Source organism: Lacipirellula sp. (assembly GCF_965279485.1).
Taxonomy (GTDB): Bacteria; Planctomycetota; Planctomycetia; order Pirellulales; family Lacipirellulaceae; genus Lacipirellula.
In genome coordinates, this window is record NZ_CBDIIC010000001.1 from 1,418,270 (window position 1) to 1,432,363 (window position 14,094).

12 protein-coding genes are annotated in these 14,094 nt (G+C 61.4%); 7 read left to right on the plus strand and 5 right to left on the minus strand.

Features of this window, described 5'->3' with window-relative positions:
• The first annotated feature begins 193 nt into the window (after window positions 1–193).
• Window positions 194–1,555, plus strand: a complete 1,362-nt coding sequence (locus tag ACQY7R_RS06035) for an aspartate aminotransferase family protein (RefSeq protein ID WP_428304686.1) — start codon at window positions 194–196, stop codon at window positions 1,553–1,555.
• 168 nt (window positions 1,556–1,723) lie between these two features.
• On the plus strand, window positions 1,724–2,854 hold the full coding sequence (preA, locus tag ACQY7R_RS06040) for an NAD-dependent dihydropyrimidine dehydrogenase subunit PreA (RefSeq protein ID WP_428304687.1): 1,131 nt from the start codon (window positions 1,724–1,726) through the stop codon (window positions 2,852–2,854).
• A gap of 96 nt (window positions 2,855–2,950) precedes the next feature.
• On the opposite strand, the gene ACQY7R_RS06045 is transcribed toward preA, so the two are convergent.
• Entirely contained in the window at window positions 2,951–4,540 is a 1,590-nt protein-coding gene (locus ACQY7R_RS06045; RefSeq protein WP_428304688.1) for a serine/threonine-protein kinase, read from the minus strand.
• Complete coding sequence (locus ACQY7R_RS06050) at window positions 4,537–4,863, minus strand: hypothetical protein (protein WP_428304689.1); 327 nt, start codon at window positions 4,861–4,863, stop codon at window positions 4,537–4,539. Before ACQY7R_RS06050 ends, ACQY7R_RS06045 begins: the two co-directional genes overlap by 4 nt.
• Window positions 4,864–5,874: 1,011 nt before the next feature.
• Here ACQY7R_RS06050 and ACQY7R_RS06055 point away from each other — a divergent pair.
• Window positions 5,875–6,789, plus strand: a complete 915-nt coding sequence (locus ACQY7R_RS06055) for a LamG-like jellyroll fold domain-containing protein (RefSeq protein ID WP_428304690.1) — start codon at window positions 5,875–5,877, stop codon at window positions 6,787–6,789.
• Window positions 6,790–6,938: 149 nt separating this feature from the next.
• Here ACQY7R_RS06055 and ACQY7R_RS06060 read toward each other — a convergent pair whose 3' ends face one another.
• The 3 genes from ACQY7R_RS06060 to ACQY7R_RS06070 all read right to left on the minus strand — a co-directional run bounded on the left by ACQY7R_RS06060 (window position 6,939) and on the right by ACQY7R_RS06070 (window position 9,668).
• Window positions 6,939–7,451, minus strand: coding sequence for a hypothetical protein (locus tag ACQY7R_RS06060; RefSeq protein ID WP_428304691.1), 513 nt, complete (start codon window positions 7,449–7,451; stop codon window positions 6,939–6,941).
• A gap of 164 nt (window positions 7,452–7,615) precedes the next feature.
• A complete protein-coding gene (locus ACQY7R_RS06065; protein ID WP_428304692.1) occupies window positions 7,616–8,359 on the minus strand; it encodes an MOSC domain-containing protein in 744 nt (247 codons plus the stop codon).
• 1 nt (window position 8,360) lies between these two features.
• The gene (locus ACQY7R_RS06070) at window positions 8,361–9,668 is read right to left on the minus strand and encodes a hypothetical protein (RefSeq protein WP_428304693.1); all 1,308 of its coding nucleotides are present in this window, start codon (window positions 9,666–9,668) and stop codon (window positions 8,361–8,363) included.
• A gap of 518 nt (window positions 9,669–10,186) precedes the next feature.
• Between ACQY7R_RS06070 and ACQY7R_RS06075 the strand changes: the two genes are divergently transcribed.
• The 4 genes from ACQY7R_RS06075 to ACQY7R_RS06090 all read left to right on the plus strand — a co-directional run bounded on the left by ACQY7R_RS06075 (window position 10,187) and on the right by ACQY7R_RS06090 (window position 13,979).
• A complete protein-coding gene (locus ACQY7R_RS06075) occupies window positions 10,187–10,681 on the plus strand; it encodes a chemotaxis protein CheW (RefSeq protein WP_428304694.1) in 495 nt (164 codons plus the stop codon).
• A gap of 79 nt (window positions 10,682–10,760) precedes the next feature.
• On the plus strand, window positions 10,761–12,347 hold the full coding sequence (locus ACQY7R_RS06080) for a methyl-accepting chemotaxis protein (RefSeq protein ID WP_428304695.1): 1,587 nt from the start codon (window positions 10,761–10,763) through the stop codon (window positions 12,345–12,347).
• 92 nt (window positions 12,348–12,439) lie between these two features.
• On the plus strand, window positions 12,440–12,808 hold the full coding sequence (locus ACQY7R_RS06085) for a hypothetical protein (RefSeq protein WP_428304696.1): 369 nt from the start codon (window positions 12,440–12,442) through the stop codon (window positions 12,806–12,808).
• 103 nt (window positions 12,809–12,911) lie between these two features.
• Window positions 12,912–13,979: a bifunctional transcriptional activator/DNA repair enzyme AdaA gene (locus ACQY7R_RS06090; RefSeq protein WP_428304697.1), complete on the plus strand. Its 1,068-nt coding sequence runs from the start codon at window positions 12,912–12,914 to the stop codon at window positions 13,977–13,979.
• Window positions 13,980–14,094: the final 115 nt, after the last annotated feature.

Consider the following 14,094-nt stretch of genomic DNA (forward strand, 5'->3'; position numbering starts at 1 on the left):
GCGGACGAAGTGAAACCAAGTCTGATGCCAAAAGCCGTTGCCGCCAGCTGTTGCGGCTCTCAGTAAATATCGGCAGCCTCTTCAGGTCAACGCCGAACAACACGGTTCGACCAGCGAAATTCTGTAGTATCGAGCCGTTTAAGCCGCTAGAATCAGCGCAGCAACCCCGCCTACGCCTATCGAGAGCCGCCCCGTGCCCACCGAATCTCGCGCTTCGTTGCCGATCATCGACCACACGCCCGCCCCCTACGACGGCCCGCCGAAGTCCGAAGTCCTCGCCCTCCGCCAGCAATATCTCACGCCGGGGCTCATCACCTACTACCGCGATCCGCTGCTGTTGGTCGAAGGCCACATGCAGTACCTGTGGGACGAAACGGGCAAGCGCTACCTCGACGCCTTCGCCGGCATCGTCACCGTTTCGGTTGGCCACTGCCATCCCGACATCGTCAAGAAAGTGCAGGAGCAAGTCGGCAAGCTGCAGCATGTCACGACGATCTACCTCCACCCGACGATCGGCGAGTTCGGCAAGAAGTTGGCGGAGCATTTCCCCGACGGCAGCGGCCTGACGCAAACCTACTTCACCAACTCCGGCAGCGAAGCGAACGAAATCGCCATCCTCTCGGCCCGCGAGTTCACCGGCAACCAGGAGGTGATTAGCCTTCGCAACGGCTACCACGGCGGTACGCAGGCGACGATGGCCCTCACGGCCCACAGCACCTGGAAGTTCAAGCAGAACCCGACGATCAACGTCAAGAATGCCCTCGCCCCCTACTGCTACCGCTGCCCCTACGGACTCGAATATCCGAGTTGTGGGCTAAAGTGCGCCAAGGATGTCGAGAACGTCATCAAGTACGAAACCAGCGGCCAAGTCGCGGCGTTCATTGCCGAGTCGATCCAAGGCGTCGGCGGCGCCGTCACCCCGCCCCCCGGCTACTTCGAGATCGTCTACGACATCGTCCGCAAAGCGGGCGGCCTGTGCATTGCCGACGAAGTGCAAAGCGGCTTCGGCCGCACGGGCGACCACTTCTGGGGCTTTGAAAACTACGGCGTCACGCCCGACATGGTGACGATGGCCAAGGGCATCGGCAACGGCGCCCCGCTCGGCGCGTGCACCACGCGGCCCGAAATCGCCGCGATGATGAAGAACCGCATCCACTTCAACACCTACGGCGGCAACCCGATCTCGATGACCCAGGGCCTCGCCACGCTAGAAGTGATCGACCGCGATCAGATTCAGCAGAACGCCAAAACGATCGGCGAGCACCTCAAGAACCGCCTACTGGAACTGCAAGAACGCCACCCGCTCATTGGCGACGTCCGTGGCAAAGGCCTGATGCTCGGCGTCGAACTCGTCCGCGATCGCAAAACAAAAGAGCCCGCCAACACCGAAGCGGCCGACGTCATGGAGCGAACCAAAGAGCGCGGCCTGATCATCGGCAAAGGCGGCCTCTTCGGCAACACGCTCCGCATCAAACCGCCGATGTGCCTCAACAAAGACGACGCGGACTTTCTGGTCGATACGCTGGATGAGGTATTACTTGAATTGAAGCGTTAGAAAGCAGATCTCACGCAAAGGCGCAGAGGCGCAAAGGAAGACGGCTACACTTCTCGCCGAACGTGATTTCATCTGCTCAGTTGACCGTGCCAATCAATCCCGCCATCCCATCGTGTTCTTTGCGCCTCTGCGCCTTTGCGAGAGACCTTTCTTAGCAGATCAAAAAACATGCCCACGCTCGAAACAGTCGTCGACGGCCTGAAGCTGCCCAACCCCTTCGTTATCGGCTCCGGCCCGCCAGGGACCAACGGCAACGTCATTGGCAAGGCCTTCGAAGAAGGCTGGGGCGCAGTCATTTGCAAGACGATCAGTCTCGACGCCGACAAGGTCACCAACGTCCAGCCGCGCTACGCGCGGCTGCGGGCGCAAGGCTCCGACGAGATCATCGGCTGGGAGAACATCGAGCTCATCAGCGATCGCCCCTTCAGCGTGTGGATGGATGAGCTTAAGGCGGTGAAGGACAAGTATCCCGATCGGATCCTCATCGCATCGATCATGGAAGAGTTCCGTAAGGACGCGTGGGTCGAGATCGTCGAACGCTGCGAAGCCGTTGGCGTCGATGCGTTCGAACTAAACTTCTCCTGCCCGCACGGCCTGCCGGAGCGCAAGATGGGCTCGGCGATGGGCGAGAACCCCGAGATCCTCGAAGAGGTTTCTCGTTGGGTGAACGCCGTCGCCACGAAGCCCGTCTGGGCGAAGATGACGCCGAACGTCACCCACATCGAAGACCCTGCCCGCGCCGCGTTCCGCGCCGAGTGCGAGGGGGTGAGTGCGATCAACACGATCCGCAGCGTGCTGGGCGTGAACCTCGACACGCTCCGCCCTGAACCGAGCGTCGAAGGCTACACCACCCCCGGCGGTTACTCCTGCCGCGCGGTGCTGCCGATCGCGCTCCGCATGGTGATGGAAATCTCACAGGTTATTCGCAAAGAATTCCCCGGTCGCTCGATCAGCGGCATCGGCGGCGTCGAGACCGGTGAAGACGCGGCCCAGTTCATTCTCCTCGGCGCTGATACCGTGCAGGTTTGCACCGGCGTGATGAAGCATGGCTACGGCATGATCAAGCCGCTCTGCGAAAGCCTCCTCGCGTTCATGGAGAAGCACAAGTTCGAGCGGATCGAAGACTTCCGCGGCCACAGCCTGCCGTACTTCACGACGCACGCCGATCTGGTGAAGCGTCAGGCCGAAGCCCGTGCCGCCGCGAAGGCGAAGCACGATGCGGAGAAGATGATTCGCGCCGACGATCAATGGCGCGGCGACGACTTCGTGAAGCAGAGCGACGCCCTCGCCCGCGGCTAGTGAGCCCTACCTAGCCCCGGGCTCCGCCCGGGGGTCGCGCACCACTCCGTGGAACGTCGCCCCTACTTCACGCCGACCCCTGGGCAAAGCCCGGGGCTAAAACACGCCGAGCAACACCGCCGCTACGACGCCGATGACAACGAGCACGCCCACGCCGATGACGGGGAACACCCACCCCGGCGGGCCATAACTCGGACCTGAGAATCCCGGCGGCCGCAACGGGTCAAAATCACCTTCACGTCGCGGGGGTCGAACTTTCGGTTGCGAGGCGCGAGCTGCGTCGAACTCTTCCTCGAAGAGCGACTTCACCTTTTTCGGCTTTTCCGGCGGCTTCGGCGCCGACGGGGCGGAGCCGTTTACCGTCGACGATGGCGACGGGGCGGTTGTTATCGGCGGCGGTGGAATCACCACTTTCTGCGGCGGTTCGTCCTCCAGCAGCGCGAGCTCCATCTCTTCTTCTGGCTCGACCCGTACCGGCACGGCAACGACCGGCGGCTTTCGTCCGCCGCTACCCGGAGGAGGCGCCGGAGCGCGATTCCCCGAGTCGTTCCCCACCTTGCTCATCGACGCCGCGAACCTGCGGAAGACGTCGCTGCCAAGTCCGCCGCCAGCCCCCGAGCCGCTCGGGTCTTTCCGCTTGCCGCTGTCGCCTACGGCAATCCCGCGGTCCGCGAGCCATTCGGTCAATTGCTCGACGACTTCGTTGGCCGTTTGATAGCGTTCGTCAGCCCGCTTGGCCATCATCCGATTGCAAATGCTCACTAAGATCGACGGCGCGTCGGGGCGATCCTTCAGAATACTCGGCGCCTGCTCGACCTGATGCTTCAGCAACCGCTCCGAAATCGTTCCTTCCGGAAACGGCGGATGCCCCGTGAGCAAGAAGTAGAGCGTGCAGCCCAAACTATAAATGTCGGCCCGCGCGTCGGCCTTGTGGCTGTTGAGCGCTTGCTCAGGCGCCAGATAGTCGGCCGTGCCGAGCACGTTCTCGTTGTTCTCGAGCGTGAGCGACGCTTCATCGTCGATCAGCCGCGCCAAGCCCATGTCGAGGAGTTTCACCACCTCATGCTTGGTGACCATGCAATTGGCCGGCTTGATGTCGCGATGCACTAGCCCCATCTCATGGGCGTGGGCAATGCCGCGCGCGACCTGCGCGATGTAGTCGGCCGCCCGTTCGTACCCGAGCGGTCCCTCCTCTTTCACCAGCACATGCAGGTCGCGGCCATCGACGAACTCCATGACGATGTAGTGCGTCTTGCCGTCATTGTCGATGTCGTAAACTCGAACAATGTTCGGGTCGTCGAGCTTCGCCGCCGCGCGGGCTTCGGTGCGGAACCGTTCGAGGTAGGTCGAATCCTCCACGCGGTTCGACGGCAGCACCTTGATGGCCACCTTCCGCTTCATGAGCATATGCTCAGCGAGGTAGACCTGGCTCATGCCCCCTTTGCCAAGGTGCCGCAGCAGCTTGTACTTGCCGAGCATGAAGCCTTTATGCTTCCCGGCGAGCAACTTCTCCGACTGCCATTCGGTGAGGACACCCGACTCGACCATCGCCGCGGCGATCGGCTCAGCCTCCTCGGGCAGGCGATGGCCGTTCTTGGCAGCGACGACGCCGAGCGCTTTCGTCAGTTGGTCCTCTTCGACCAACTGGCTGCGTCGCACCAGATCGATGAATTCGTTTGCCGTCATGCCTTTGGATAACCGGCGACGACCTTGATCGCCACCTGTCGTTTGATCTCCAAATCCTCAGCTAAATACTCCTGAACTCTCCCGAGATGCCGCAGCAACTTGTACTTGCCAAGCATGAAGCCTTTATGCTTCCCGGCGAGCAGTTTTTCGGATTGCCATTCAGTGAGCACCCCAGCCTCGACCATGGCGACTGCAATCGGGTCGGCGTCTTCTGGCAGGCGGTGGCCGTTCTTGGCGGCGACGGCGCCTAGCGCTTTCGCCAGCTGGTCTTCCTCGACCAACTGGCTGCGTCGCACCAGATCGATAAATTCGTTCGCCGTCATGACTTGGAACAGCCAAGGGTGCGCAAGAAGCCGCCGCCAGCTTGGAGCGCGGCGAGTGAGCAGAAGGCCTGCACGCCCGCCGCCTGCGGAAACAAGCCGCTGGTCGAGCCTCTCGAGCGAGATGAGTTGTCTCTGTCCATAGGGACTCCCTGGATACGGGTCCGCACGGTCGTTGCCGCCTCACTTGCAACGGTTCGCGGGAGCTGGCTCCGCCTGGGTGGTCGCCTCAACTCCCATCATAGCATGAGGTTATTGCTCCGGCCAGCAATGCCAGCAACCGATCGTGGGAGACCGCAATGCGTCGATTTAATCGACGGGGGCGATCGAGAAACGACGCAACGCCGCCTGGTCCCTAGTCCCCCTAACCACCCTCCCGGCGCAGCTTTGAGGAACTTTCGCCCAGACTGCCTCGTCGTCAAAAGCCCAAATCACCGTTGCAAAGCGATCTCAAAAAGCCCGCTCTGCGTCCGATTGATGTCGCACGGTTGCGGCAGACCGCTTTTGCAACAAATTTCCGGCGAAAAGGATTGAAATCGCACTGAGATCTGCCGTCTTTTTTCTCGACAATTTCATCCGCAAAGAAACTCAATTACCTTGAGCCCGTTAAGCGTGCGGTCGCGGGCTGCCTGGCGATCCACGCCACCCGCCGACAACCACATCACCATACGCAGCAACCACTTACATCACAAAACAATCACCAGCAGCGGATCGACCGCACCTTGCCGCTGCGTTTGAAAAGCGGTCATTTGCTGCATTCTGCGTACTGCGGAAACCGTGAAATTGCCAGCGAACCATTTTTAGATTTCGCAACGGCGGATTACAGTGAGGGGGTCGAGTTGATTGGGGCTCGACTTCGATTGCACAAGTGCTCGCTGACGTTGCTGGCACTGCTATCGGACTAGTCTGCTTATCAATTTTCACTTAGTGTTCTCGAACAAGCCGCAGCCGGACTCCGTTCGGTAAGCGGCAGTTAGCACTCTGTTCTGTTTTCTCCTTGGAGGCACCGTTCTAATGAAGCGGCAACTTTTGGCAGGCACTTGCCTACTCGCGCTCTGCGCGACGTCGGCATCGGGCGCCCTGGTGCATCGTTACACCTTCGATGGCAACGCAAACGACTCGGTCGGCACCGCCAATGGCGTCGTCATGGGCAACACGGCCACCTACGCCGGCGGCCAGATCGTTCTCAGCAACCCGACCAACACGGGCTCGGGCGCCTTCAACAACGGCAACGTTCCGGTAAGCGGATCGTACGTCGACTTCCCGAACTTCCTCATCCGCGACGCCGCCGCGGCGGATCAGTATGGCGCCGTCTCGGTTGAGATGTGGGTCACGATGAATACCAATCGTGATTGGTCCGCCCTCTTCGCTGCCGGCATCAGCAGCAGCGGCATCGAAGGCAACTCCGATGGCGGCAACGACAACTTCCCCTACCTCCAAATCATTCCGCGCACCGGCGACGGCGGCGCAGGCAACGACCTCCGCGTCACCAGCAACGGCGTAGCCGGCCCGGAAAGCTTCGTCGACGCCCCTGGCGATTCCACCGACCTGCAAGTCGGCGTGCAAGAGCACCTCATCGCCGTCTTCGATCAATCGGGCGGTCTCCCTGGCACGATCACCGTCTTCCGCAATGGCGTGCAGTATGGCGACCCAGCCCCGATCGCGAACAACCTCAACATCGCCGCGAACGCAACTGCCTTCCCGGTCACGACCTTGGCCGACGTCAACGTCTGGCTCGGTCGCTCGATGTGGCCCGATTCGTTGATCGACGCCAGCGTCGCTGAGCTGCGCATCTACAGCCATGCGTTGACGCTGCAAGACGCCCAGAACAACAATACGCTTGGCCCGAACACGGTTGTGCCGGAACCGGCCAGCTGTGCTCTCGCAGCCCTGGGTCTGGTCGGCTTGGCTTGGACTCGCCGTCGTTAGGCCTTAGCAGCAACTAAGCTGCGAGACCTGCAAGAAGCAAAACGAAGCGGGCGTTTGAGAAGTCACTTCTCAAACGCCCGCTTTTTCGTGCGCGGACGCGATCGGAACCGCGCCCTAGCGTCGTCGCCTGAGGGCCGTGGATCCTGAAGCTACTTGCTTTCGAGTTCAACCGCTTTGATGGCGCCGTTCTTCTTGAACGCTTTGCTGAACGCCAGCTTGACGCTCAGCTTCGCCTCGCCATAGCCCTTCACACTCGCACGCGGCAGCGTCGAGTACCCGTGCCCCGGTTCGGTAACGATGATCCGCTTGATTTGGCCATCCTCAACGATCGCTTCCGCCTTCGCGGGTTTTACCGGCCACAGTTCGTCTTTCTGTGGACGGAAGCGATAGTAGTCGGACACTTCGTCGAGTCGCTCGTTCGTGACGCCATGCGGACCGAGCACGCTGAGCAGCGCCTCCTTATTTTTGCGAGCTTCATCGCCTGAAGGTCCGCGCCCGCGGGCCGGCGTGACGCCGCTGAACGCTTTGCGGAAGACTTCCGGTTTCACGCCGAGCGCCGCCGCAATCAGCGGGATCGGCCGTCCAAAGTCTTTCTTCGCGATCTCGTGCCCGCCCGTGAACTTCACGGGAACGCGCGTCTCTTCAGCAGCGGCGGTCGACATGGCAAGAATCGCTGTGCAGGAACCAATAAGGGCAAGTAGTCGATGGCGGCGTAGCATGGCATTCCACTTAGAAATCAAACGGCTCCGCTGCAACCGAGCGGCGGCTTCCACGAAACGCCGCTCAGTCTAGCCGACCGCTCCGATCGCCCGCCAGCGTTTCTCCGTCATCCCGCGGCCTCGCCTTCCAGCCTCCGCAGCGGGCTCGGAAGCTCTTCACCAGAAGCCCGCCGCGTGAGCGTCGTTCGCCACGAAGCAGCCAGTGCCGGGCACGCCGCGAGCGCGAGGTCGACCTCGCGCACATGTGGGCGATCGTGCATCACCGCGTGGGCGTTCGCCACGGTGACCTCCGGGTGAGGACGCTCAACAAGCATCAACTCGTCCCCGGGAGCCAGCGTTCCCGTTTCGAGCACGCGAAAATACCAACCCGTCCGCCCCGATTGCTGCACGCGAACCGCAAACTGCGGGATATTCCATAGTCGCGACAGCTTCCAACACGGCTGCCGCGGCTGAGTCACTTGCAGCAGCACGCCGCCGATCCGCACGACGTCGCCAATGCAACTCAGGCTCTCGTCGACCTCCGTCACCGTGAGATTCTCGCCAAACGCGCCAGGCCCCAATCGCTTCTCCGGCAATTCCTCCGACCAAGCCGCGTAGTGGCGAGCAGCGTAAGCAAGGATCGCTTTGTCGACGCCGCCGTGATGCTTGGGATCAGCCTGCTCATCGCCCACGATGCCGCGCGATCCTACTTCAACAGGTCCCGCAACTCCGTGCTTCACGATGGCCGACGTCCAGGGTCGCGCCAGCGTCTCACCCTGAGCGACGCCGTCGAGCGTCTGCACGCGGCCGATCTGAATCGACTCCACCGCGCCTCGCATCGTGCCGCTCCGCCACTCGTCGCGTTCGCTCATGCTACTCGCTCGACCATAAATCATGCTTGGTCTGGTAGAGAATCTCGGCAATCGCTTGGCGATCGGCCGGCGAGAGGTGCGCAAAGTCGGCTCCCCCCTGCCCCGCCAAGATATCGCGAAACCGCTGACCAACGTAAGACTTCATTGCCGGATGGAGCGCATCGAACGCTGGCGAATAAATGAGGTAACTGCACGGGTACTTGAACAGCCGCGTCGTCAGATCAAGCTCGCGCAGCGAACGCCCCTGACTGTCGCGCGGCCCTGACTGTTGAAACTCTTGCGCGAACGGCGACGTGCCGGCAATCGGGTGCGTAAGCGGCGCCTCGTCGGCGAACAGTAGGCCGGCCACGAGCTTGTCGCCCGCACTGGCGATGCGGCGCGTGGCGCTCTCTAGGCGGTGGCTATCAGGCTCGCCGAGCGCCTTATTGAGCGCCGCCTCGTAGTACATTGCTTGCTGCGCAGCAAAGTTGGCCTGCGTGATGAGGTTGTGCACATGCGTTTGGTGCTCGAAGACCATTAGCGCGACGATGTCGCTGTGGGGAGTGAGATAATTCTCCGTCCGCGAGCGGCCAGTCAAATCGACCACGTTGTGGCCATCGTCGTTCGTCCAGGGTCGGGGCGCCTTACGGTCGGGAATCAGCTGATTCCCGAGATGCGTCTGCGCGCCATGCGTCCCGGTGACATACCATCCACCCCAGCGGTCGGCGATTGGCGTGGCATGGTCCACTCGGTGGCTCCCTTCCGACAGAATCGGCTGGCCGCTGGGGCTCGTGAACAACGAGCGAACCAGGAAGCCAGGAATCGGCGTCGAGTCGGTGACGACGTGGCACTGCAAGCAGCGATGGGTTTGCCGCTCTAGTTGCGGCGCCTTCCCCTCCGTTTGATCGAGCGTGTAAAAGACCGCCCCAAGCTGCGGATCGGCCGCCGCCACTTCCAGCGTTTCGCCTTCCACGCAGTACCCAACGTACACGTCGTCGCTGAAGTAGATCGCTCGCGGCGTCCGCGGCGAGATCCGATCGCGTTGCAGGCTCGTTTTCGAAAAGACCAGCATCTGCGTCGCCGGCGAGATCTTCAGCTCCCGCAGCAGTGCCGGCAGATACCCCTGCTCGGCATCCCAGCCGAGGGACTGCCCTCGTTCCAGCCTCCCCTGCAACCGCGCCGCCGCGTTATCAGGCGTGGAACCGCTGTAGTTAATGGGAGGCTGTTCGAACTCATCCGCCGCTATCACCGCCGAAAGGCCTGCGAGAAGGCAACCAGCTACTGCCGAGAGCCAGACGATCGGACGCAAAAATTCTCGATAGGACTCCATCGCTCTAATTTAGGCGAGATTTGAAGCTAGCGACAGTGAACGCTGGGCGCTCGCGTCGAAAAAACCGACGCCTCGCACGACCCTCCTGCGCACCCAATCGACATATTGGCGGATATGAATATGCGCATTGCGCATTTTTGTACACTGTTCGCGCACGGATTACCCTCGCCATCAATTTGGCAAATGACGTCCTCGCAGTCGCGATCAATCCCCTCTCGAAACGTCTCACGCGCCTTGTTAAGCGGTCGCCACGCAAGGCTCGCTCGTGATTAAAAACGTCGGCGCAGCGTCATAACCTGCACTGCCGCGGTTAAATATATAATTGGCGCCTGATATCTTTTATTACGCACATACCCGCATCGCAGGCAAATGAGCGTCGCGCAGCGGCGAGCGTACTGTTGCTGCATCGCCAAGCTATTGAGTTGCAGTTCAACTCGCTTCTTGCCGCGACAATCAATTGATTGCCCGGGTCGCTAGCGGTGTGCGCCTGCGACGGCGAACCATGAACGGAGGATGCGATGCAAGACGATTACGCGGCGGGAGAGTTAGATTTGGCCCGAGAAAACGGGCAGTTTTTGACGTTTACCCTTCAGAACGAGGAATACGGCATTGAGATTCTGCAGGTGCAGGAGATCAAAGGGTTCTCGAAAATCACGCCCATCCCGAACGCACCGCCGTTCGTCCGGGGGGTGATGAACCTGCGCGGCACCGTGGTCCCAATCATCGATCTCCGCGCGAGATTCTCAATGACTGAAAAGGAGTACGACCAGTTCACGTGTATCGTCGTGGTCAACGTCGTTAATCGCGTCGTGGGGCTCGTGGTCGACACCGTTTCGGACGTGCTGAGCATTCCTACCGACTCAATCGCCGACCCGCCTGAACTGGCCAGTTTGGAAAACGCTTCCTGCATCACCGGCATGGGGAAGCTCGGCGAACGGATCGTCATGCTGCTCGACACCGCTCGCTTGGTAAGCCCCGAGAACTTCTCGGCCCTGCAAGTATCGGCTGCCTAACGCGTGTCACTTTGACCGACTACCGAATGCAATTTGTTCACCACGACGCCCCAGGCGTCATTTCTTGGAAGGTTAAATGATGAATTGGTTCAAGAACTTAAGCGTCCAAACGAAGTTACTGCTCAGTTTCGCCGCGGTCTGCTCGATCAGCGCGATCGTCGGCGTCGTCGGGTTGGTCAAACTCGGGACCATCAATGCCATGCTCGACGAGATGTACGTCAAGCAAACCGTCGGCATTTCGGCCCTCAAAGAGGCCAACATGTGCATCGTTCGCATCGGCCGTTCGGCCCGCGAAATCGTCTTGGAGACAAATCCTGAAACGAACCGCGCAAATTCTGAAGAAGCCCTCGCATTCGGCAATAAGGTCGTAGAGCAACTGGAAGCTGCCCGCCCCACGATTACCGACCCTGCCGACAAAGAGAAGTTTGATCGCGTGATGGCCCTCTTCCCCCCCTACTGGGTCGAGTTGCAGAAGGCGATCCAGCTCGGCCTGGAGAACAAGGATGAAGAGTCGTACGCGATCATCGCCGGCAATCTTCCCCAAGCGAAGGAAATCGGCCGCAACGTCAACGAGCTCTGCGAAGCGAAGGACGCTGCTAGCAAAGCGGCGGCGGCTACCGGCGACGAAGTCTTCACGCAGGCTCGCACCCTCATGATCGGCGTCATTGCCGTGGGAGTCCTGGCCGGCCTAACGCTTGGCTACCTGATCGCTCGCTGGTTCGCAAAGGCGATCATGGAAGTTGACGATATTTCGAACTCGGTGAGCTCTGCTTCGCAGCAACTCGCTGCAGCGAGCGAGCAGCTGAGCTCGGGCGCCCAGCAATCGGCGTCGAGCCTGGAAGAAACGGCTTCGTCGCTGGAAGAGATCACGGCGACGGTTCGCCAAAACGCCGACAACGCCGACCAGGCCAACCAACTCGCGAACAGCTCGCGTGAAACGGCCGAAAAGGGTGGCGCCGTCGTCGCTCAAGCCGTCGACGCGATGGGCGAGATCAACCGCTCGTCGCGGAAGATTGCCGACATCATCACGACGATCGACGAGATCGCGTTCCAAACGAACCTGCTTGCCCTCAACGCCGCGGTCGAAGCCGCTCGTGCCGGCGAACAAGGTCGTGGGTTCGCGGTCGTCGCCGGTGAAGTTCGTAACTTGGCTCAACGCAGTGCGACTGCCGCCCGCGAGATCAAGGGCCTCATCGAAGACTCGGTGCAGAAGGTCGAAACCGGTTCGGAACTGGTCAATAAGTCGGGCGAAACGCTTGGCGCCATCGTCACGAGCGTGAAGCGCGTGACCGACATCGTCGCAGAGATTGCCGCTGCCAGCCGCGAGCAAACGGTCGGCATCGAGCAGATCAACAAGGCGGTCGCTCAGATGGACCAAGTGACGCAGTCGAATGCTTCGCAAACCGAAGAGATGAGCGGCACGGCCGTGGCCCTCTCCGGCCAAGCCGAGCAGCTGCAATCGGTCGTGGCTCAGTTCAATCTGAATCGCGAAGCGAAGCAGTCACCGAAGAAGACGGGCTACACAGCTCCGAAGGCGACCGCTCCGTCTTACTCGACGCCGAACAAGCCGGCTAAGCGGACTGCCGCGAAGCCTGCGAGCCGCCGCGTCGAAGAGCTCGAACTGGTCGGCGCCGGCGCCGGTCACGACGGGTTCGAAGAATTCTGATTGCTGACCTCTGCGTAATTTGAAACGCCCCTCGGTCCGCCACGCTGGCGGGCCGAGGGTTTTTTATTCGCCGTTGGATAAACGCCCCGACCATGAGCATCTCCGCAATCACCACCCGCCGCTCGACCGCCACCGCTGCGATCGACGCGATGTTGTCGAAAGCCCGCACCGCTTACTTCACCGCCTACAGCCCATCGGCCGCCGCGCACCGCGCCCATCGAGCCGACAAGCAGCGTGCAATGACGCCGCGCAGCTTCGCGGCCAAGCTTGGCGGCGAACGAATCATTTGCACGACGGCCGCCGACGCGGCCGGCATCGACTTCGTCGACCGCCTGCTCGAAGGTTCCGCGAATGCTAACAACGAAGCGACCTGGGATTGCCTGATCGAGCTCACTCTGCGTTACGGCCGGCATCGCGCCGCGCGTCGCCTCGCCGATCTCCGTGATGCTGCCGCCGTCTAATTCCGCAAAAAATCTCCCCAGAAAAATATGGTTGTCACGTTAGCGGTTGCCTTTGAGGGGGGCCGCGCCTCATGCTGTAAGGGACACAGTCGAGGAACAAACGATGACCGCCAACGCCCTCCCCTCAACAACCGACTTCGACCAGCGATACGACGCGATCACGCGCCGCGATCCCGAATACGTCGGCACCTTCGTCACCGCCGTGAAGACCACCGGCATCTTCTGCCATCCGACGTGCCGCGCCCGCACGCCAAAGCGCGAAAATGTCGAGTTCTTTGCTACCGCTCACGAAGCAATCGTTCACGGCTACCGCCCCTGCAAAGTCTGCAAGCCGATGGAGGCGCCCGACGAAACGCCTGGATTCATCCAAGCGCTCATCGAGGAACTGCAGGCCGACCCGTCGCTCCGTTATCGCGCCGACGACCTACGGCGCCGCGGCATCGAACCGGCCACCGTGCGGCGGTGGTTCCTGCGTCATCACCAGATGACGTTCAACGCCTACCAACGGATGCTGCGTCTCAACCGCGCCTACCGCGAACTCTCGGCCGGCCAATCGGTCGCCGCGGCGGCGTTCGACTCCGGCTACGAATCGCTGAGCGGTTTTACCGACGGCTTTCGCAATGCCCTCGGCACGCCCCCATCACAAGCGAGCGCAGCGACCGTGATTCACCTCGTTCGGCTCTCGACGCCGCTCGGCCCGATGATCGCCTGCGCCACTGAGCAAGGCGTCTGCCTCTGCGAATTCGCCGACCGCCGCATGCTTGAAACCGAGTTCGCCGATCTCCGCAAACGCCTGAACGCCGTCATCCTCCCCGCCGACGACAATTCCCACCTCCGCCAGCTCGATCGCGAACTGCAAGAATACTTCGCCGGCACGCGCACCACATTTGAAACGCCGCTCCACACGCCGACAACGCCGTTCCGCCAGCGCGTCTGGGACGAGTTGCTGACCATTCCCTACGGCACGACGCGCAGCTACGGCGCACAAGCCGAACGCATCGGCAAACCAACCGCCGTACGCGCGGTGGCATCAGCGAACGGCCAGAACCGCGTCGCCATCGTCATCCCCTGCCACCGCGTCATCGGCGCCGACGGCAGTCTCACTGGTTACGCCGGCGGGCTAGCCCGCAAGCAGTGGTTGCTAGACCACGAGCGTCGCATCGTGGGGTAAAGGCTCTCACCTCCACCTTTGCCATCCCCAATTCAGGGGAGCGGTTCGTCGATATAGCGATAGCACCGCGAATGCTTAATTGTCGATACAGAACGCGCCTACAATGCTCGCCGCA